The organism is Salinirubellus litoreus (genome assembly GCF_037335815.1).
GTDB lineage: Archaea > Halobacteriota > Halobacteria > Halobacteriales > Haloarculaceae > Salinirubellus > Salinirubellus litoreus.
The window spans coordinates 2,821,695-2,840,296 of sequence record NZ_CP147841.1 but is presented as its reverse complement, the minus strand read 5'-3'; the positions used below and the strand labels follow the sequence as shown (position 1 = coordinate 2,840,296).

17 protein-coding genes are annotated in these 18,602 nt (G+C 68.4%); 9 read left to right on the top strand and 8 right to left on the bottom strand.

The window, feature by feature from the left end; genetic code table 11:
• Positions 1 to 3: 3 nt before the first annotated feature.
• The 6 genes from WDJ58_RS14155 to WDJ58_RS14130 all read right to left on the bottom strand — a co-directional run bounded on the left by WDJ58_RS14155 (position 4) and on the right by WDJ58_RS14130 (position 7,230).
• Positions 4 to 780, bottom strand: a complete 777-nt coding sequence (locus WDJ58_RS14155; RefSeq protein WP_338913913.1) for a hypothetical protein — start codon at positions 778 to 780, stop codon at positions 4 to 6.
• A gap of 266 nt (positions 781 to 1,046) precedes the next feature.
• Complete coding sequence (locus tag WDJ58_RS14150) at positions 1,047 to 2,564, bottom strand: aldehyde dehydrogenase family protein (protein WP_338913912.1); 1,518 nt, start codon at positions 2,562 to 2,564, stop codon at positions 1,047 to 1,049.
• Positions 2,565 to 2,671: 107 nt separating this feature from the next.
• Positions 2,672 to 3,841: an ABC transporter ATP-binding protein gene (locus WDJ58_RS14145; RefSeq protein ID WP_338913911.1), complete on the bottom strand. Its 1,170-nt coding sequence runs from the start codon at positions 3,839 to 3,841 to the stop codon at positions 2,672 to 2,674.
• A gap of 39 nt (positions 3,842 to 3,880) precedes the next feature.
• Positions 3,881 to 5,089: a polyamine ABC transporter substrate-binding protein gene (locus WDJ58_RS14140; protein ID WP_338913910.1), complete on the bottom strand. Its 1,209-nt coding sequence runs from the start codon at positions 5,087 to 5,089 to the stop codon at positions 3,881 to 3,883.
• A 267-nt stretch (positions 5,090 to 5,356) separates the two neighbouring features.
• A complete protein-coding gene (locus WDJ58_RS14135) occupies positions 5,357 to 6,214 on the bottom strand; it encodes an ABC transporter permease (protein WP_338913909.1) in 858 nt (285 codons plus the stop codon).
• On the bottom strand, positions 6,211 to 7,230 hold the full coding sequence (locus WDJ58_RS14130) for an ABC transporter permease (RefSeq protein ID WP_338913908.1): 1,020 nt from the start codon (positions 7,228 to 7,230) through the stop codon (positions 6,211 to 6,213). Before WDJ58_RS14130 ends, WDJ58_RS14135 begins: the two co-directional genes overlap by 4 nt.
• 174 nt (positions 7,231 to 7,404) lie before the next feature.
• Here WDJ58_RS14130 and WDJ58_RS14125 point away from each other — a divergent pair, with 174 nt between their 5' ends.
• The 4 genes from WDJ58_RS14125 (at position 7,405) to WDJ58_RS14110 (ending at position 11,441) form a co-directional block, all read left to right on the top strand.
• The gene (locus WDJ58_RS14125) at positions 7,405 to 7,881 is read left to right on the top strand and encodes an Lrp/AsnC family transcriptional regulator (protein WP_338913907.1); all 477 of its coding nucleotides are present in this window, start codon (positions 7,405 to 7,407) and stop codon (positions 7,879 to 7,881) included.
• A 2-nt stretch (positions 7,882 to 7,883) separates the two neighbouring features.
• A complete protein-coding gene (locus WDJ58_RS14120) occupies positions 7,884 to 8,768 on the top strand; it encodes a dimethylarginine dimethylaminohydrolase family protein (protein ID WP_338913906.1) in 885 nt (294 codons plus the stop codon).
• Between the two features lie 100 nt (positions 8,769 to 8,868).
• On the top strand, positions 8,869 to 10,242 hold the full coding sequence (locus tag WDJ58_RS14115; protein ID WP_338913905.1) for an aspartate aminotransferase family protein: 1,374 nt from the start codon (positions 8,869 to 8,871) through the stop codon (positions 10,240 to 10,242).
• A 62-nt stretch (positions 10,243 to 10,304) separates the two neighbouring features.
• Complete coding sequence (locus WDJ58_RS14110) at positions 10,305 to 11,441, top strand: NAD(P)/FAD-dependent oxidoreductase (protein WP_338913904.1); 1,137 nt, start codon at positions 10,305 to 10,307, stop codon at positions 11,439 to 11,441.
• A 285-nt stretch (positions 11,442 to 11,726) separates the two neighbouring features.
• Here WDJ58_RS14110 and WDJ58_RS14105 read toward each other — a convergent pair whose 3' ends face one another.
• Together WDJ58_RS14105 and WDJ58_RS14100 are read right to left on the bottom strand one after the other, a co-directional pair.
• Positions 11,727 to 12,821, bottom strand: coding sequence for a class II histone deacetylase (locus tag WDJ58_RS14105; RefSeq protein ID WP_338913903.1), 1,095 nt, complete (start codon positions 12,819 to 12,821; stop codon positions 11,727 to 11,729).
• Between the two features lie 2 nt (positions 12,822 to 12,823).
• Entirely contained in the window at positions 12,824 to 14,152 is a 1,329-nt protein-coding gene (locus tag WDJ58_RS14100) for an aspartate aminotransferase family protein (RefSeq protein WP_338913902.1), read from the bottom strand.
• Positions 14,153 to 14,356: 204 nt separating this feature from the next.
• Between WDJ58_RS14100 and WDJ58_RS14095 the strand changes: the two genes are divergently transcribed.
• The 5 genes from WDJ58_RS14095 (at position 14,357) to WDJ58_RS14075 (ending at position 18,601) form a co-directional block, all read left to right on the top strand.
• Positions 14,357 to 15,505 (top strand): NAD(P)/FAD-dependent oxidoreductase, encoded by a 1,149-nt coding sequence (locus tag WDJ58_RS14095; protein WP_338913901.1) that lies wholly within the window; start codon positions 14,357 to 14,359, stop codon positions 15,503 to 15,505.
• Between the two features lie 161 nt (positions 15,506 to 15,666).
• A complete protein-coding gene (locus tag WDJ58_RS14090) occupies positions 15,667 to 16,725 on the top strand; it encodes an isocitrate/isopropylmalate dehydrogenase family protein (RefSeq protein WP_338913900.1) in 1,059 nt (352 codons plus the stop codon).
• Between the two features lie 337 nt (positions 16,726 to 17,062).
• Positions 17,063 to 17,440, top strand: a complete 378-nt coding sequence (locus WDJ58_RS14085; RefSeq protein ID WP_338913899.1) for a hypothetical protein — start codon at positions 17,063 to 17,065, stop codon at positions 17,438 to 17,440.
• Positions 17,441 to 17,776: a hypothetical protein gene (locus WDJ58_RS14080; protein WP_338913898.1), complete on the top strand. Its 336-nt coding sequence runs from the start codon at positions 17,441 to 17,443 to the stop codon at positions 17,774 to 17,776.
• A 348-nt stretch (positions 17,777 to 18,124) separates the two neighbouring features.
• Positions 18,125 to 18,601 carry a thiol-disulfide oxidoreductase DCC family protein gene (locus WDJ58_RS14075; protein WP_338913897.1) on the top strand — a complete coding sequence of 159 codons (477 nt, stop codon included), beginning with the start codon at positions 18,125 to 18,127 and terminating at the stop codon, positions 18,599 to 18,601.
• Position 18,602 lies beyond the last annotated feature (1 nt).

The window sequence follows — 18,602 nt, the reverse complement described above, 5'->3', positions numbered from 1 at the left end:
CGATCAGTCGGACCCGCCGGCGGCGAGTCGAGAGGACGTCGAGGCCGTCGGCCCCTCGTCCGCGCCGTTCGGAGCCATCCCTTCGCTTTCGCCCCCGATCGCCCCCGTTCCCGATCGACTGAACGGGACGTCCGCCGCTTCGAGGACCACGAGCGTCATCTCCACGCCCGTCTCGTAGTCCGGCCGGCCGTAGTGGTCACCGCCGGCGGTCACCGACGGCTCCCAGTGGCCGTAGACGTCGACGCGCTCGTCCGAGGCGAACAGCCTGACGTGTAGCTGGTGGTCGGCGTCGATCGACGACCGGAGCGCCCACGAGGAGCGTTCGTACTCCCGCTCCTCGCGTTCGCGGTACTCGAGGTACGCCGTCGGGTTGCGGTGGAACCCCGCCTCGACGAGGCGGCGCTCCGTCCACTCACACGGGTCCGGTCCGGCCGGCGGTTCGACGGTCCCGACGTAGCCGGACGCCTCGTCGGCGGGCGAGATCGCGTCGTCGAGCACCGCCCGCGTGAGCGACCGGAACCGTGGGTCGGTCCCGAGCCGCAGCCGGGTCCGGTCGACCCAGTCGTGGGCCGCCCAGTCGACGCGAGCCCCCGCCCAGCCAGCGGGCCGGAGCAGCGACCGCTGGAGCGGCCGCCCGACGCGGTCGGGCAGGGGCACGAACCCGACGAGCGTCACGGCGACGAACGCGGCCGTGTAGACGAGGACGCAGGCCGCCCCCCGGAGCGTGGGGGACGAACCATCCACCACCTCGCCCTCGTCGGTCCCGTGGCGGTTCTGCACGCGGAGTGGCACCACACCGTCGGGTATCTGTCTTCTGGTCCCCGTGTGACGCGCGTCGGACCCGCGTCGTCACTCCAGTCGGGGCGGGCCCGATCGACTGAATGAGAATCGGCGCGTCGGACGCGACTCGGGAACGTGCGGCTGCACGGCCCGGTCTTCGGCCCGGTTCACTTCAACGCGCCGCCGACTCGACCACACGCGAAGCGGGCCACCGGATCGGCTGTCCCGCGGTGAGAGTCGAGGCCGGGACACGGGACACCCCCGACTCAGTACGGTGGGTCGTCGAGCGCGACGTTGACCGCCTTCGTCTGGGTGTACTCGGAGAGGGTCTCGCGGGCGCACTCCCGACCGATCCCCGAGGCCTTGTAGCCGCCGAAGGGGATGCCGACGCCGCCGCCGTGGTACTCGTTGATCCAGACGCTGCCGGCCTCGATGTCCGCGGCGGCGCGGTGGGCCAGCGAGGCGTCGGTCGTCGCCACGCCCGACGCCAGTCCGTACTGGACGTCGTTCGCCAGTTCGATCGCCTCCTCGTAGTCCGAGAAGGTGACGATACACTGGACCGGCCCGAAGATCTCCTCCTGGGCGATGCGGGAGTCGTTGTCGACGCCGTCGAACACCGTCGGCTCGTAGAACCAGCCGTCGGCGAACGCTTCGTCCTCGGGGGCGGACCCCCCGCGGAGGAGTTCGGCACCCTCCTCCCGGCCGACGTCGACGTAGTTCGTGACCTTCTCGTACTGCTCCTCGAAGGTGAGCGGACCCATCGTCGTGCCGGCGACCAGCGGATCGCCGGACTCCCAGTCCTCGGTCGCGGCCAGGAACGCGTCGACGAACTCCCCGTGGACCTCCTCGTGGACGAGCACCCGCGAGCAGGCGTCACAGGACTGGCCCGTGTTGTAGAAGATGCCCGCCGCGGAGGTCTCGGCGGCCTGCTGGATGTCGGCGTCGGGGAAGACGACGTACGGCGACTTCCCGCCGAGTTCGAGCGTCACCGGCGTCACGCCCTCGGCCGCCGCCCGCATCACCTCCTGACCGACCGGGACCGACCCCGTGAACGAGAGCTTGTCGACTCCCGTGTGCTGGCTCAGCGGCGCACCCGCCTCCTCGCCGTACCCGTTGACGACGTTGAGCACGCCGTCGGGCAGTATATCCGCGGAGAGCTGCACCGCGCGAGTGATGCTCAGCGGGGCCTCCTCGGAGGGCTTGCAGACCGCGGTGTTCCCCGCCGCGAGCGCCGCGCCCGTCTTCCAGCCGAACAGCACGATCGGGTAGTTCCAGGGGAGGATCTGCCCCGCGACGCCGTAGGGCTCGTGGCGGGTGTAGACGTGGTTGTCCTGGCCGTGGGGGATGTGGCTCCCCGCCTCCGCCCGGGCCACGGAGACGTAGTACTCGAAGAAGTCGATGGCGCTACCGACCTCGTCACGGGCGTACGCCAGCGGCTTGCCCGTGTCCAGCGACTCGAGGAGCGCGAGTTCGTCGGCGTGCTCCTGGAGGACGGCGGTCCACTCGCGGACGTACTCCTCGCGCTCCCCGGGCGTCGTCGCGCCCCACTCCTCGGCGGCCTCCCCGGCGGCTTCGACGGCGGCGTCGACGTCCGCGCTCCCGCCGCGGGCGACCTCGGTGATCGGTTCTGCCACCGCCGGATCGACGGTCGAGAACCGCTCCCCGTCCGCCGAGGGCGTGGACGAGCCCCCGATCCAGTGATCGACGGTCAGGTCCTCTGTGGCCGTCCCGATAGCTCGCTCGTGGTTCGTCCGGATGTCGTCGGTGTACGTCTGGTCGCTCATGCGCTCAGTGAGAGCGTCTTCCCCCCAAGTGCATATATCTATCCGGGAGACGGGGAGGACGGGAGAAGTTATTCGATCAGAACCGAAACTGGTCGAACGATCGTCGGCTACTCGGTGAGCGTGACGGCGTTGTCGGCCGACCAGCCGACCGTGACCTCCCGGCCGACCGAGAGGTACTGACCCTGGTCGCGGATCTGCATGTCGACGGTGAGCCGGTGGCCGTTCTCCAGTTCGACGACGAACTTCCCGAGGTTCCCCTTGTAGATCTCGTCGACGACCTCCGCACCGAACTCGTTGTCCAGACCCCTCGCCTCGTCGCCGAGCCGGATCTTCTCGGGGCGGACCGCGAACGCCTCCTCTCCCCCCTCGTTCGCGCCCTCGTTCGGTCGGACGCGGTAGGTCAGCCCGTTGGCGACGATTACCGCGCCGTCCTCGTCTCGTTGGTACTCCCCGTGGACGAGGTTGGTCTCGCCGATGAAGTCCGCGACGAACTCCGTCGCCGGCTCCTCGTAGATCGCGGTCGCGTCTCCCAGCTGTTCGAGGTGCCCCTCGTTCATCACCGCGATCTCGTCGCTCATCGTCAGCGCCTCCTCCTGGTCGTGGGTGACGTAGACGAAGGTGATCCCCAGTTCCGTCTGGAGGTCCTTCAGCTCGACCTGCATGTTCTTGCGGAGCTTCAGATCGAGCGCCCCCAGAGGCTCGTCGAGCAGCAGGACGGTAGGTTCGGTGACGAGCGCGCGGGCGAGCGCGACCCGCTGCTGCTGGCCCCCCGAGAGCTCGTCGACGTCGCGGTCCTGCATCCCGGGAAGTTCGACGAGATCGAGCGTCCGGGCGACCCGGGCGTCGACCTCCTCGCTCCCCTCGCGCCTGACGAGCCGCTTGAGCGACGCGAGGGCACCCCCGCGTCCCTCGCCCTCGGTACGGGACCCGCCGTCGGCGGCCCGCTCGCCGGGGATGCCCTGCATCTGGAGCCCGAACGCGACGTTCTCGCCGACGGTCATGTGCGGGAACAGCGCGTAGGACTGGAACACCATCGACGTGTCGCGCTCGAACGGCTGGAGCGTGTTCACCCGCTGGTCGCGGATGTAGACGTCCCCCTCGGTCGGGGTCTCGAACCCGGCGATACACCGGAGCGTGGTGGTCTTCCCGCACCCGCTCGGGCCGAGCAGGGTGAGGAACTTCCCCCGCTCGACGTCGAAACTCACGTCCTCGACCGCCGTGACGTCGCCGAACCGCTTGGTGACGTTCCGCAGACTGACGTCCGGGGAGGAACTCATCCGGCGGGCTCACCTCGACTGGGTGGTACCTGCATGAGCTCAGGCGTTCTGGATCTCGGTCCAGGCCTCGCTCCAGATCGAGGTCGCCTGGCCGAGGTTACGGATGAACTCGAGTTCCTGCATGATCTCGTCCGGCGGGTAGACGCGCTCGTTCTCCAGCATCGAATCGGTGATGTACTGCTTGGCCGCCTCGTTCGGCGAGGGGTAGTAGACGTAGTTGGCGATGTTCCCGTTGACCTGCGCGGCGAGCACGTAGTTGATGAACGCGTGGGCCGCGTTGGGGTGCTGGGCCTCCGCCGTGACCGTCGCCGTGTCGACCCAGACGACGCTCCCCTCCTCGGGCACACGGTAGCCGATGGGTGAGGAGCCGTCCTCGTAGAGCTGCCAGTACGCCGAGAACGACGAGCCCGACCAGGTGTGGATGGGCGAGGCGTTCTCGTTGATGAGGTTCTCGGCCATGTTCACCGAGTCGTAGGTGAGCAGCAGGTCCTTCTGCTCGATGAGCGCCTGCTTGGCCTCCTCGATCTCGCTCTCGTCCTCGGAGTTGAGCGAGTAGCCGAGCCGCTTGAGCGAGGCCCCGATCGTCTCGCGCATGTCGTCGAGCATCGTGATCTGGCCCGAGTACGTCTCGTCCCAGAGGGCGTCCCAGGAGGCCAGCGGGTACTCGGTGTCGTCGGCGAGCATGTTCTCGTTCCACCCGATGCCAGAAGTCCCCCAGAAGTACGGCGCGGAGTAGCGCTCCTCGCCGGGGTCGTAGGGGGCCTGCTCGCGCCACCTGCTCTCCAGGTTCGACCAGTTCGGTATCTTCTCGAGGTCGAGCGGCTGGATCATCTCCTGGTCGGCGAGGATGTTCACCATGTAGTCGCTCGGGAAGACGAGGTCGAACTGGCCCGATCCCCCGGCGTTCAGCTTGTTGAACATCTCCTCGTTCGAGGCGTAGTTGGAGACGTTCACGCTCACGCCGTAGGCGTCCTCGAACACCTGAACGGTGTTGAAGTCCTCGCTCAGCGGCCAGTAGTCCGCCCACTGGAAGACCGTCAGCGTGTCCTCGAGTTCGTAGTCGAGTTCGGGGAGCCCGTACTCCTCGCGGACGGACGCGTCGCCGCTCGAAGAGCCCGAGGAGCCGCCGTCCCCGCTGGTCGGGGTCGACCCGCCGTCGCCGCCACTCGCCTCGGTCGGGGTGGAGCCGCCGTCACCCCCGTCGCCACCACCATCGCCGCCGCCGAGACAGCCACTCACACCGGCCATCGCCCCGAGACTCCCCGCCCCCGCCAGCTTCAGGAACCGTCTCCGGCTCGAAGAATTTTGCTTTTCCATGGATCAGTCACCTAACTCTTCCGTTCGTAGCGCGACTCCTGTCATAAAGATTACGCACGTCGCTCGATTCTTATATATTCATTCTTTTACTTTGGAGCGAAAAGGATGGGGCGGAACGGGACGGGCAACCGACGATCGACCGGTCGTCGTCGGGATGGATCCGGGCGGGGAGAGTACGAGACGGATCCGGTGACCGAGTCACCAGAGCGGCTCGTTCTGGAACCACTGTGCGAGGGCGATGAGCCCGAGCGTGCCGAGGAGGATGAGCGTCGCCACGACGTTCACCCCCGGCGAGATCCCCTGCCGGACCATGCTGAAGAAGAAGATCGGGAGGGTGTTCTGGTTGCCGATGATGAAGAACGTCACGACGAAGTCGTCGAAGGAGAGCGCGAACCCGAGCAGCGCGCCCGCCAGGATGCCGGGCTTGATGAGCGGCAGCGTGACGTACCGGAACGTCTCCAGTTCCCGGGCACCGAGGTCCTGGGCCGCCTCCTCGAGCGAGCGGTCGACGTTCTGGAGCCGCGCGAGGACGATGACCGTGACGTAGCTGACGTCGAACGCGATGTGGCCGATGATCGCCGTTCCGATCCCCTGCGTGATGTTCGCCCGGTTGAAGAACAGCAGCAGCGAGATGCCCATCACGATGCTCGGGATGATGAGCGGCATGTAGACGACGCCGGTGAAGAGGCCCTTGCCCGGGAAGTCGTAGCGGTCGAGCGCCAGCGCGAGCATCGTCCCGAAGACCACACTGACGAAGACGGTGACGACGGCGATGACGATCGAGTTCTGCAGGGCGACCCAGGCCACCTGCGGGTTGACCCGGCCGATCGTCTGACCCGCGAGGAGCGCCTCGTACCACCGGGTCGTGAACCCCTCCCAGACGATGGCGTAGCGCGAGTCGTTGAACGAGAGGATCATCAGCAGGATCACCGGGATGTAGAGGAAGAGGTACACACCGAGTGCCTCGGCCCCGAGCACCCAGCCGCCGTACCGCTTCATCAGGTTCGAGCGCGCTCGTTTGAAACGCATCCCGAGCGACACCGAACTCCCGCTCACAGGAGGTCACCTCCGGCGCGGCGCATGTAGATGGCGATGACCCCGAGCATGATGACCATGAGGACGAACGAGGCGGCGGCCCCGAGCGGCCAGTTGCCGGCGGCACCGAACTGGCCGGCGATGAAGTTCCCGATGGTCGCCGTGTTCGGGCCTCCGAGCAGGTTCGGGATGACGTACGCCCCGACGCTGGGTATGAACACGAGGACGCTCCCCGCGGTCACCCCGGGCATCGACAGCGGGAGCGTCACCTTGAAGAACGCGTCCAATCGATCCGCCCCGAGGTCCATCGCCGCCTCGTGGAGCGTGAAGTCGAGGTTCTCGATGCTCGCGTAGATCGGCAGGATCATGAACGGGAGCCAGATGTAGACCAGCCCGAACTGCACCGAGAAGTCGGTAAAGAGGAGCTGTGGCGGGCTGTCGGTCACCCCGAGGCGTACCAGCAGCGAGGGGACGATCCCGTTGCCCGAGAGGAGGAGCTTGATGGCGTAGATACGGACGAGATAGGAGGCCCAGTACGGCAGGACGACCAGCGCGATGAGGAGGTTCTGGCGCTCGCTGGAGACGTTCCGTGCGAGGTAGTAGGCCATGGGGTAGCCGATGAGGAACGCGACGAGCGTCGTGACGACGGCGAAGTTGATACTCTTGACCGTCAGTTTCACGTACGGCGTCGGGTCGGTCGCGGCGAGCTCCACCCCGCCGGGGAGCACGCCCTCGATCATCCAGGCGAGCGAGTACCAGATCGCCTGCGGGACGGTCGCCCCCTCCGGGACGAAGAACGTCGCGTACTGCTGGAGGCCGATGTTCGACAGCCCCAGCAGCACCTGGCCGAACGCGCCGCGCTCCCCGAAGCTATAGTAGAACATCACGCCGAGGGGGACGAGGAAGAACACGGTGAGCCACAGCGCCGAGGGGGCGGCGTTGACGACCAGACCGAGGTAGCGGTTCCGGCGTACCCGGCGGACGCCCTCCCTGAGCGCGCCGGCCGAGCCGGGGTCCGTCTCGTAATCACTTGCCATACGGCTACGCCCCCCTTGCGGGAACTGGTAGTAATAGCTTTCCTCTCGGAGGACTTCCGCCGAGAGCTCTCCGCCGACTCCCGCGAGCTTCCGAACGATTGCTCTCGAACCGGCCCGATCGCCGGTAACCCCTGTACATTTATTGGTCGGTGCACCGCTATCCTATGCACGACCGTGACAACGAACGACGCCCCGCCCGGCCCGGCGGACATCGACGAGACCGACCGGAAGATACTGAAGATCCTCCAGACGGACGGTCGGGTCGCCCTCTCGGAGATCGCGAGACGGCTCGACATGGGCTCGGCGACGATACACGAGCGGACGAACGACCTCGAGGAGCGTGGCTACATCCGGGAGTACCGCGCCGTGCTCGACCCGGAGATGCTGGGGTTCCCGGAGGTCGCGTTCGTCCAGGTCGAGGCCGAAGCCGGACGAGCCTCCGGGGTGGCCGAGCGGCTCGCCGAGGACCCGTCGATACAGGAGATACACGAGGTGACCGGCGATTCGGACGTCCTGCTGAAGGTCCGCGTGCCCGACCGGGACGCGCTCACCGACCTGCTGACGCGGATCGGCGAACACGACGGCGTCCGGCGGACCGCGACCAACGTCGCCCTCCGGAGCGTCCGCGAGGAGAACAGGCTCGACCTGTGACGATGCCGGGGTTCGAACCGTCCGTCAGGACCGACGTGGGTAGCCTGGAGCGGGTGCTCGTCCACGAGCCCGGCGAGGAGCTCACCTCCGTCGTCGACCCCGACGCCTGGGGGTGGCGGGGGCTCCCCCGGCGCAAGCGCGCGGCGAAGGAGCACGCGCGGCTGGTCGAGGCCCTGGAGTCGAACGGCGTCACCGTCCACGAACTGGGGGAGGTCGACCCCGACCACGCGGAGTCGCTGTTCGTCCGCGACGTGGGATTCGCCATCGAGGGGGGGTTCGTCGTCGGGAAGATGCACGGGGAGATACGCCGCGGTGAGGGGATGCGACTGAGCGCCCGCGCGGTGGAGCTCGACGTCCCGATCTACCACACGGTCCACGGCCACGGCCGGTTCGAGGTCGGGAACGTGGTGTGGCTCGACGAGGAGACCGTCGCCGTCGGCCGGTCGATGACGACCAACGCCGAGGGGATACGCCAGGTCAGGAGCGTCCTCGACACCTACGGGGTGGAACTGATCGAGGTCCCCATCTTCGGGAGCACCGAGAGCACCGGTCAGACCCACCTCGCGCTCGTGTTCGGGATGGTCGCACCCGACCTCGCGCTGCTCTACCCCCAGGCGGTCCCGACGGAGTTCCGGAACCTCCTCGAGGACCGCGGCGTCGAGACCGTCGACGTGCCCCGGCGCGAGCAGCGGAACATGAGCACCTCGAGCGTCGTCGTGGACCCCGGGCACGTCCTGCTCCCGGGGGCCTGCCCGGAGACGCGCCGGGCGCTCCGGGATCGGGGGATCGAGGTGACGGAGATCGACATCCGCGAGATACGGAAGGCGCGCGGCGGGCTGAAGGGGCTGGTCCTCCCCCTCGAACGGTCGGCCGACCCGGGCGCGTAGACGACCGAACCTTCGACTCGATAGGCCATTCGATGAAATCTTTACGAGATATTCCGCTCTCGGAGTAAGTTTTATCGGGTCGCCCCGCCCCGGCTGAGCTATGAGTCTCGAACGCGAATCGGATCACTTCGACGCCCTGCGCGAACGGACGCCGAAGAGCGAGGCGTACCACGAGCGCGCGGCGGCGGTGACCCCGCTCGGCGTCGAGTCGAACGTCAGGTCCGTCGACCCCTACCCGTTCTACCTGGGCGAGGCCGAGGGCTCCTACGTCTACGACATCGACGGGAACCGCTACCTCGACTTCCTCCAGGGGCTCGGCCCCACGATCCTCGGTCACGGCGACGAGCGCGTGACCGGGGCCGCCAAGGACCAGATCGACAGGTGTGCGGAGGTCGCCGCCGTCCCGCAGACGGTCGCCATCGAGTACATGGAGAAGGTGGTCGAGATGACCCCGAGCATCGAGACGGTTCGGCTCGCAAACAGCGGCTCGGAGGCGACCATGCACGCCCTCCGGGTGGCGCGCTCGTACACGGGGAAGTCGAAGATTGCCAAGCCCGAGGGCGGCTACGCGGGCGCACACGACTACGCCCTCCAGTCCGTCTACGCCAGCGAGGACGCGCTCGGACCCGCCGAGCGGCCCAACACCGTCCCCTACGGGACGGGCATCCCCGACGAGGTGAGCGAGACCGTCGTCGCGTTCCCGTTCAACGACAGGGAGGCCACCGAGGAGGTGCTCCGCGAGCACGCCGAGGACACGGCGGCGGTCATCCTCGAACCGGTTCTCGCGTCGTGTGGCGTCCTCAAACCCCGCGACGGCTACCACGAGTTCCTCCGCGACCTGACCGAGGAGCTGGGGATCGTCCTCATCTGGGACGAGGTGATGACCGGGTTCCGGCTCGGACCGGCCAGCGCGCAGGGGCGATTCGGGATCACGCCGGACATGACCACGTTCGCGAAGGTCGCCGGCGGCGGGTTTCAGCTGGGCGGGTTCGGCGGTCGCGAGGAGATCATGGCCGAGATCGAACCGCCGGAGGGCGAGGACGAGGAGGCCTGGCACGCCTCGGCGTTCCACGGCGGCACCTACAACGGTCACCCCGTCTCGTGTGCGGCCGGCCTGGCGACCCTCGAACTGCTCCAGGAGGAGCCGGTGTTCGAGACCATCGAAGCCTACGCCGAGGACCTCTTCTCGGGGCTCCAGGAGGTCGCCGACGACGTCGGGGTCGACGCCACCGTCGAACACGTCGGCTCGATGGGCCAGGTGTTCATGATGGACGAGTCGCCCGAGACCTACCGGGACACCTGGCAGGCCGACGCCGACCTGTTCGAGGACTGGTGGTTCGAGGCCGCGGCGAAGGGGGCGCTGTTCGGCAACCACGACCAGTTCGAGCGCTTCTTCACCTCGTACTCCAACACCGACGAGCAGATCGTGGAGGCCCTCGAGATCGCCGAGGAGGCGTTCCGGGCGGTGAAGTGACCGATGGGAACGAATCGGGCGTTCGACGGTAGCAGGGAGGCCCTGGCGGAGGTGACGACCCGGTGACCGACCGCGTCGCGGTCGTCGGCGGTGGGGTGATCGGCTGTTCGGTCGCGAGAGCCCTCGCGCCCGACCACGAGGTAGTCGTCGTCGAGAAGGGGCAGGTCGCGGGCGAGGCCAGCGCACTCGCCGCCGGACTGATCACCATGACGCCCTCGTACTCGGACGTCCCGGCGGTCCGCGAGGTGGCCAACGAGTTCTTCGGCGAGTACGACGGCACCGGCGCGTTCCGGTACACCGAGCGCGAGAGCGTCGAACCCGTCTCGTCCGACCGCGAGGGCGAGGCGCGCCGGCGCGCCGAGCGCCTACAGGGCGAGGGCGTGCCGGTCTCGTTCGCCGAGATCGAGGCCCTCGCGGAACGCTACCCGCGGCTCGACACCTCGGACTACGTCGGCGGGGTCGTGTTCGAGGAGACGGGATGGGTCGACCCGTACACGCTGGCGACGACGCTCCGGGACGACGCCGCCGACCGCGGCGCGGAGTTCCGGACCGACACCGCCGTGGAGGGGGTCGCCGTCGACGGCGACGTCGTGACCGGGATCGAGACCGAGGCGGACACGGTCGAGGCGGACACGGTCGTCGCGGCCGCCGGCTGGCGGACCGCCGACCTCCTCTCGGGCGTCGTCGAACTCCCGCTCCGACCCTACCGGACGCAGTGTATCGTCGTTGATCCGGGCGAGGACGCGTCGGACCTGCCGATGGGGTGGCTCCCCGACGACCACGTCTACTGGCGGCCCGAACTGAACGGCGACGTGCTGCTGGGCGGCTGGTCGTTCGCCGAGGACGACCCCGTGGGGGCGAGCGGCGACGAGGACGAGGCGTTCCGCCAGCACGTCGCCGAACTGCTCCCGCGCGTGTTCGACGGGATGGACGAGGCGACGTTCGTGAACGGGTGGGCGGGCGTCGACGGCGCGACCCCCGACACTCGACCCATCGTCGACGCCCCGTCCGAGGCCCCCGACGGGCTCGTCCTCGCCACGGGGTTCCACGGGCGCGGCGTGATGACCTCGCCGGTCGCCGCGCGGGCCGTCCGGTCGCTCGTGACCGGCGAGGAGGCCGAGGTCCCGCTCTCGCCGTTCGCGCTCGACCGCTTCGAGTCGCGCTCGCGGGAGTTCGAGTTCGTCTCGATCAGCGCCTGACTCGCCACCATCGCGACGACGATCGGGAGGAGGTCCCGTTTCCCGATCGCCGTCTGGTACAGATGGTGGGAACCCTGGTGAACCCTTCTCACGCGGTTCGGTATCGAACTGGCGACGACTCGGCGGTTCCCGGGCCGTCGTCGTCGCGCTTTCGCGGAACGGCCCGGGCCGAACTCAGATCACGGGAGCGGTGGTCCCGTCCCGGTATTTGAACCTGCGGGCGGCCGCAAACGGATAGGAATCGGTCAGGGCTCCCGACCCGAACGTCGGTTCCCGGGAACCCGCCTACCCTACCGGCCAAAACTCCTCGTACGCTTCGACGGCGTCGGCGATCCACTCCTCGCTGGCGGGGTTGCACTCCGCCAGCAGGTCGTAGCGATCCTCGACGCCCGACTCGACGCCGATGGCACCCTCGATGGCCCCCAGCGTGCAGTAGGCGAGGTGGCTCACGTTGTAGCCGCCCTCCTGGACGAGCGCGAGGCTCCCGCCGGCGAGGGCTCGCACTCGTCGACCCATCTCGCGGAACCCGTCCATCGTCAGGACGTTGTTCCCGTTGGGGTCCATCTGGCTCCCGTCCTGGCCGGCGCTGACGAGCAGGAGGTCGGGATCGAACGTGTCTACCACGGGTTCGACGACGCGATCGAACGCCGTGGCGTACCCCTCGTTCCCGGTGCCGGGAGGAAGCGGGACGTTCACCGTGTAGCCCTCGCCGTCCCCGGTTCCTCGCTCGTCGAGCCGCGAGGTCTGCGGGTGGGCCGGACCCCACGAGCCGAAGTCGTTGTGCAGGCTCACCAGCAGCACGTCGTCGCGATCGTAGAAGCACTCCTGGGTCCCGTTGCCGGGGTGGACGTCCCAGTCGACGACGGCCACCCGCTCCACCGCGCCCGTCTCGATGGCGTGCTCGGCGGCGACGGCGACGTTGTTCACGAGGCAGTAGCCGTCGGCCTGGGCGGGTTGTGCGTGGTGTCCGCTCGGTCTGACGAGCGCGTACGGCACGGTGTCGGCGTCCGTGTCGAGCGCCTGCTGCTCTGCGGCACCGATCGCCGAGCCGGCCGCATACAGGATGGCCTCGGGCGTCTCCGGTGAGACACCGGTCGTCGCCTCGATGCGGCCACCGCCCGAGGCGGCGAGCTCCCACACCTCGTCGAGGTAGTCGGGGTCGTGGACCCGCTCCAGCCGGTCGCGCGTCGTCGGCTCCACCGCGGGCCAGGTCGCGTGCTCGCCCAGGTGGGCCCGGAGCATCCGCTCGACGTTCGTGAGCCGCTCGGGCCGGTCGGGGTGGGGCTCTGCGACCTCCGTCTCCCGGAGCGGGAGGTCGTACGCGCCGTCCGGGTGTCGGTGGTCCAGGCAGGCCTCGTCGTAGCGGACCTCGACGGGCACGCTCAGCCGAAGACGCTCCCGATGGCGTCGTCGAGCGCCTCGACGGCGGTGTCGATCTCGGATTCGTCGACGGTGAACGGCGGCGAGACGATGACCTGGACGTCCGGACGGCCGCCGCCGACCATCACGCCGTGGTCCATCACGATGTCCCGGACCTCGGAGACGGGGTTGTCGCCCTCGTCGTCCGTCCAGGGGTCGAAGAACGGCTCGCCCGTATCCGGGTCGGCGAACGTGAGCGCCCGTAGGAACCCGCGACCGCGGGACTCCTCGACGGCGTCGTACTTCTCGACGACCTCGTCGAGCCGGGACTCGAGGTACGGAGCCAGCTCGCGGACGTTGTCGAGCAGGCCGTCCTCGTAGGCGTCCATCGCCCCGAGGCCGGCCGCACAGGAGACCGGGTGGCCGCCGAACGTCTGCCCGACGTCGATCCCCTCGTCGCGGAAGTGCTCCGCGATGTCCGAGGTGGTGGCCACGCCGGCGAGCGGGGCGTACGCGCTCGTGACGCCCTTGGCGAACGTCATCAGGTCGGGCTGGACGTCCTCGGTCTGGATGCCGAACCAGTCGCCACACCGGCCGAAGCCGGCGATGACCTCGTCGGAGATGAGCAGCACGTCGTACTCGTCGCAGATCTCGCGGACCCGCTGGAAGTAGCCCTCGGGGGCGGTGTACGCGCCGGAGGTCCCGCCCACGGGCTCCATCAGCACCGCGGCGACCGAATCGGGGCCCTCGTTCCGGATGACGAACTCGAGGTGGTCGGCGGCCTTGCGGGCGAGCTCCGCCTCCGAGTCGACCTCGAAGGCGTTGTTGGCCGTGAGCGGCGGGAGGAACTTCGCGTAGCCGGTCGTCGCGGCGTGCTCCTCGATGGTCGCGCGCGTGCTCGGATCGCCCGTGAGCGCGCCCGCACCGTAGGTCGAGCCGTGGTAGGACTGCCACCGGGTGAGCACCTTCGGGGCGTCCTGGTACGAGCGGGCGAGCTGGATGGCGGTCTCGTTGGCCTCGCTGCCGCTCACCGAGAAGGAGACGTCGGTGAGGTTCTCGGGGGCGACGTCGGCGATGCGGCCCGCGAGCTCCGAGCGGGTGTCGTTGTGTTTCGAGGGCGAGACGTACTGGACGCGGTCGAGCTGCTCCTTCATCCGCTCGGTGATGGCCGCGTTGCCGTGACCGGCGTTGACGCAGTAGAGCTGCGAGACGAAGTCGAGGTACTCCCCGCCCTGGTCGTCGTACACCCACGACCCGTCGCCCCGGACGAGCGTCGGGAGGTCGCTATCGGGGGAGTACCAGTGGGGGATGACCGCCGGTTCCTGTCGCGTCGCGAGCTGTCGCTCTGCCATACGGTCACACTGGTCCCGCCCTCCAATAAATATACCTAGGTCGCCTCGACGCCGGAGAGAGCACGGCTGGATGGAATATTTACCGGAAACCCTCCGGCGAGGCGGGGGGTTTATCCGTCGGCTTCGAACAGGGAACGGTATGATTCCTCACTGTGCTCCGACGCCGAACGGCGGGGACGACGCCCGGTCGCGACGGATCGAACGATGACGGGGACGTACGACACCGTCGTCGTCGGTGCCGGCATCGCGGGCTGTATGGCGGCCCGCGAACTCGCGGCCGACCGCGAGGTGCTGGTCCTCGACCGGGACGGCGTCGCCGGGGCCGCCACCGGCCGCTCGGCGGGCCTCGTCGCCCCGACGCTGTTCTTCGGCGACCTCCCGGCCGTGGCCCGTCACGCCAACGCCTTCGTCCGGGCGTTCGACGGGACCGGCGGGTTCGAGTTCACTCCTCGAAACCGCATCGACCTCGTCGCCGAGGGGACGCGAGAGGAGGCCGAGGCGACCGCCGTACGGCTCGACGACGGGGGCTTTCCCGTCTCGTATCTCGACGCCGACGCCGTCCGTGAGCGCTACCCGTCGCTCAGGATGGACGGGTTCGCGGGCGCAGTCGAGTACCGGGACACCGGCTGGGTCGACCCGTACTCCTACGCCACCGCGCTGGCTGACGACGCGAACGAGCGCGGCGCGACCGTCGAGACGGGAACCACGGTCACGGGCCTCCTCGTCGAGGACGACGCCGTCGCCGGTGTCGAGACCAACCGGGGGAGCTACCACGCGGACGAGGTGGTCGTCGCGGCCGGCTGGCGGAGCCGCGACCTCCTCGCCGGCGGTATCGACCTCCCCCTCCGGCCCTACCGGACCCAGTGCGTCGTCCTCGAACCGGACGAACCACTCTCGGAGTCGTTCCCGCTCGTCCGCGCACGGGACGAGCACCTCTACATGCGCCCGGAACACAGCGGGGACCTGCTCGTCGGGGGGAGCCCCCACCTGATCGACGATCCGGAAGGTGCGAGTTCGAGCGCCGACGAGTCGTTCCGGAACCAGTGTGCGGCGGCGATCCCCGACCTGTTCCACGGGTTCGGCGCGGCGGGCGTGGTGAACGACTGGGCGGGCGTGGACGCCGCGACGCCGGACGCCAGGCCGATCGTCGACGCACCCCGGACGGGCCCGGAGGGACTCGTCGTCGCCACGGGGTTCAACGGCCTCGGCGTGATGCTCTCGCCCGTCGTCGGCCCCGCGGTCCGGGAGCTACTGGGCGGGCGGTCCGCGACGTTCCCGCTCGATCCGTTCGAACTGGACCGCTTCGAGGGATCGGGGGACGACTTCGGGCTCACGTCGACCTCGGACGTCTGAACGTCGGATCGGTCTCGGTCCGTTCCGTCCCTGTGCGGACCCGAACGACGGGGCGTCTCCCAGGTGGAGGCGAGTCCCCCAAGATCCGTCCCACACCGTCACTCCGGCGAGGCCGTCGGGGAACCACAACACCCATGTGGCGAGTTGTGCTTCGATAGCCAATGCCGTACGACATCGCGATCATCCCGGGAGACGGGATCGGCACCGAAGTCGTCGACCGTTCGATGCCGGTCGTCGAGGCGGCGGCCGGGGCGTGTGACGTCCCGTTCGAGACGACCCGCTACGACTGGGGATCGGAACGGTACCTCGAGGAGGGCTCGATGATGCCCGAGGACGGCCTCGACGAACTCCGAGACCACGACGCGATCTTCCTCGGGGCCGTAGGCCATCCGGATGTCCCCGACCACGTGACGCTTCGGGGCCTCCGCCTCCGGATCACGAAGGGGTTCCAGCAGCACGTCTGCAAGCGCCCGACCTACCTGTTCGAGGGGATCACCAGCCCGTTGCGTGACCACGAGGCGGGCGATATCGACTTCGTCGTCTACCGGCAGAACACGGAGGGCGAGTACGCCGACGTCGGGGGGCGCGAGCACCGGGGGCACGACCACGAACTCGCGGTACAGAGCGCCGTGTTCACCCGCCACGGCACCGAGACGATCGTCCGGGCGGCGTTCGAGGCGGCTACCGAACGCGAGGGAAAGCTCACGAACGTCACGAAGTCGAACGCACAGGCCTACGGGATGGTGTTCTGGGACGACGTCGTCGACGAGGTCGGTGAGGAGTACCCCGAGATCGAGGTCGAACGCCTGCTCGTGGACGCGGCCAGCATGGACTTCGTCAGGCGACCGGACGAGTTCGACGTCCTCGTCGCCTCCAATCTCTTCGGCGACATCCTCACCGACATCGGGGCCGGTATCTCCGGGAGCATGGGCCTCGCGCCGTCGACGAACATCGATCCCTCGGGGGAGCACCCCTCGATGTTCGAACCGGTCCACGGGAGCGCCTTCGACATCATGGGCGAGGGGATCGCGAACCCGATCGGGACGGTGCTCTCGTGGGAACTCCTCTGGGAGCACCTCGACGAACCCGCGGTAGGGCGGGCGCTGCGGAGCGCCGTCGAGGCGCAGCTCGCGGACGCCGACGCTCCACGCACCCCCGACATCGGCGGCGACGCGGGGACCGAGGAGGTCGCCGAAGACCTCCGTGCGCGGATCGACTAGCAAACACCCCGGTCCGGGGATTGCTGGAGAGGGCTACCGATCTCTCACGGCGATACACCCGGTTTCCGATCGTTCGGTGTGAGACGGCGGCGAGCGTCCGGCCACACGTACGGGGACCGCCCTGTGGTCATTCGGTATCGGCTGGCTCGTAGTAGTCCGCGAGCCACCGCGCCAGCCCGTCGAGCCCCGGGAACAGCGAATGCGGTGCTCGACCGTATGAGTGATGGCTCCTCGGGTCAGGATTGTCGCCCGGAACACTAGCACTCGACAAACTACTAGTAGAATCTTCATTGAGTACAGCAGTACACTAATTACACCAGCACGCCAATCTCACCGCATGCCTGTGAGTATCGACGAGTTCGAGTCCGGGGACCTCCCACAGGGACCAAGCGTTCCAGAACAGGTGGTCGTCTATCTACACACCCACCGTGATCAGGCATTCACTCGCTCGGAGATTGCGAGTGCTATCGGGGAGAGTCCGAACACTGTCGGAACTGCTCTGTCACGGTTGAAGCAGCGTCAGCTGGTTCGGCACAAGGGAGAATACTGGGCGATAACGGACGACAGAGATCGAATCGAGTCCGCATACGACCTCCACGTCGTCAGTGGGCGACTCGACGGTGACGACGGCGGTATCGATGCGGACGAGTGGGACACGGCTGCACCGGAGACACCGCATCCGAGTGAGCAGAACGCGAGCGAGGACGCGACGTAGATGCAACCGGAGCGTGGCGACGTGGTCCGGAGTTCAGATCCGTTCAAATTGGGCGACGACAGGCAGCGACCGTGGCTCATCGTGAGCAACGACTCCCATCCGTTCGACGGCGAACAGTACATCGCTGTTGCCATCTCGACGAAAAAGTACGACGACTCGATTCCACTTTCGGCGGACGTCTGGGAGGTCGGTGGCGTTCCTCGGCAGCCGTTCGTCTCTCCGTGGGCGGTTCATTCACCACGAAGCGAGGACTTCGTCGCGTGGCAAGGATGCGTGACGCATTCATTCGTCGACAATGTCGTCGAAGCAGTGGAGACGTATCTCAGAGAAGTCTGAGTTGTCGCCCGGAACACTAACGACCGGCGTCATCCCGTGGCGGCGTGCCGCGTCGGCCGGATAACCCTCGTGCCGGGCGGGCCCGATAGGTCGGGACCACACCTGTCGTCGGCTCTCGCCGACTCCGCGTTCGGGCGTACTCCGTACGCCCCGTGTCGCCGACTCGTGCCGGCTCCACGTTCGGTCGCGCAAGCGCGACCCGTATCGCGCACCCGGGTTCTCCGCTCCCTCATCGCACCCTGCTACGTGAACTCGGGGCGGGGACTTGAGGCGCGCACGCTCCCCTTGGCGCTCCCGACGTTTCCCTGTTCCGGGATGTTTGAGTACACACGAGCCCTACGGGGGGTCATGGACGTGGCTTCCCGCGTCGCCGACGAATTCCCCGAGGGCGGAGCGATAGTCCTCTTCGACGGGGTCTGTAACTTCTGTTCGTGGTCGGTGCGGTTCCTCCACGAACACGACGACGGGAGCCTCCGGTTCGCCCCGCTCCAGTCCGAGGTCGGTCGCGAACTCCTCGCCGCGCACGACCTCCGGGCGGACTACTTCGACTCGCTGGTCTACCTGCGGGACGGCGAGGCACACCTGAAGAGCGACGGCGCAGTCAGGATCGCCCGACACCTCGACCGGCCCTGGCGGTGGCTCCGGATCCTCGGAGTCCTCCCTCGACCGGTCCGTGACGCGGGGTACGACCTCGTCGGTCGGGTCCGGTACCGGATCTTCGGCAAGCGCGAGGCGTGTATGGTGCCCGACGCCGAGCTTCGGGCACGCTTCGTCGGCGAGCCGACGGCCGCGGACGCGAGCCCGGCGTCCGATACTGACGACTGAG

Coding starts and splice junctions, on each gene's coding strand:
- WDJ58_RS14120 (WP_338913906.1), top strand. CDS start 7,884: ATGCCGGGGTTCGAACCGTCCGTCAGGACCGACGTGGGTAGCCTGGAG.
- WDJ58_RS14145 (WP_338913911.1), bottom strand. CDS start 3,841: ATGAGTTCCTCCCCGGACGTCAGTCTGCGGAACGTCACCAAGCGGTTC.
- WDJ58_RS14140 (WP_338913910.1), bottom strand. CDS start 5,089: ATGGCCGGTGTGAGTGGCTGTCTCGGCGGCGGCGATGGTGGTGGCGAC.
- WDJ58_RS14080 (WP_338913898.1), top strand. CDS start 17,441: ATGCAACCGGAGCGTGGCGACGTGGTCCGGAGTTCAGATCCGTTCAAA.
- WDJ58_RS14090 (WP_338913900.1), top strand. CDS start 15,667: ATGCCGTACGACATCGCGATCATCCCGGGAGACGGGATCGGCACCGAA.
- WDJ58_RS14095 (WP_338913901.1), top strand. CDS start 14,357: ATGACGGGGACGTACGACACCGTCGTCGTCGGTGCCGGCATCGCGGGC.
- WDJ58_RS14075 (WP_338913897.1), top strand. CDS start 18,125: ATGGACGTGGCTTCCCGCGTCGCCGACGAATTCCCCGAGGGCGGAGCG.
- WDJ58_RS14085 (WP_338913899.1), top strand. CDS start 17,063: ATGCCTGTGAGTATCGACGAGTTCGAGTCCGGGGACCTCCCACAGGGA.
- WDJ58_RS14130 (WP_338913908.1), bottom strand. CDS start 7,230: ATGGCAAGTGATTACGAGACGGACCCCGGCTCGGCCGGCGCGCTCAGG.
- WDJ58_RS14150 (WP_338913912.1), bottom strand. CDS start 2,564: ATGAGCGACCAGACGTACACCGACGACATCCGGACGAACCACGAGCGA.
- WDJ58_RS14100 (WP_338913902.1), bottom strand. CDS start 14,152: ATGGCAGAGCGACAGCTCGCGACGCGACAGGAACCGGCGGTCATCCCC.
- WDJ58_RS14115 (WP_338913905.1), top strand. CDS start 8,869: ATGAGTCTCGAACGCGAATCGGATCACTTCGACGCCCTGCGCGAACGG.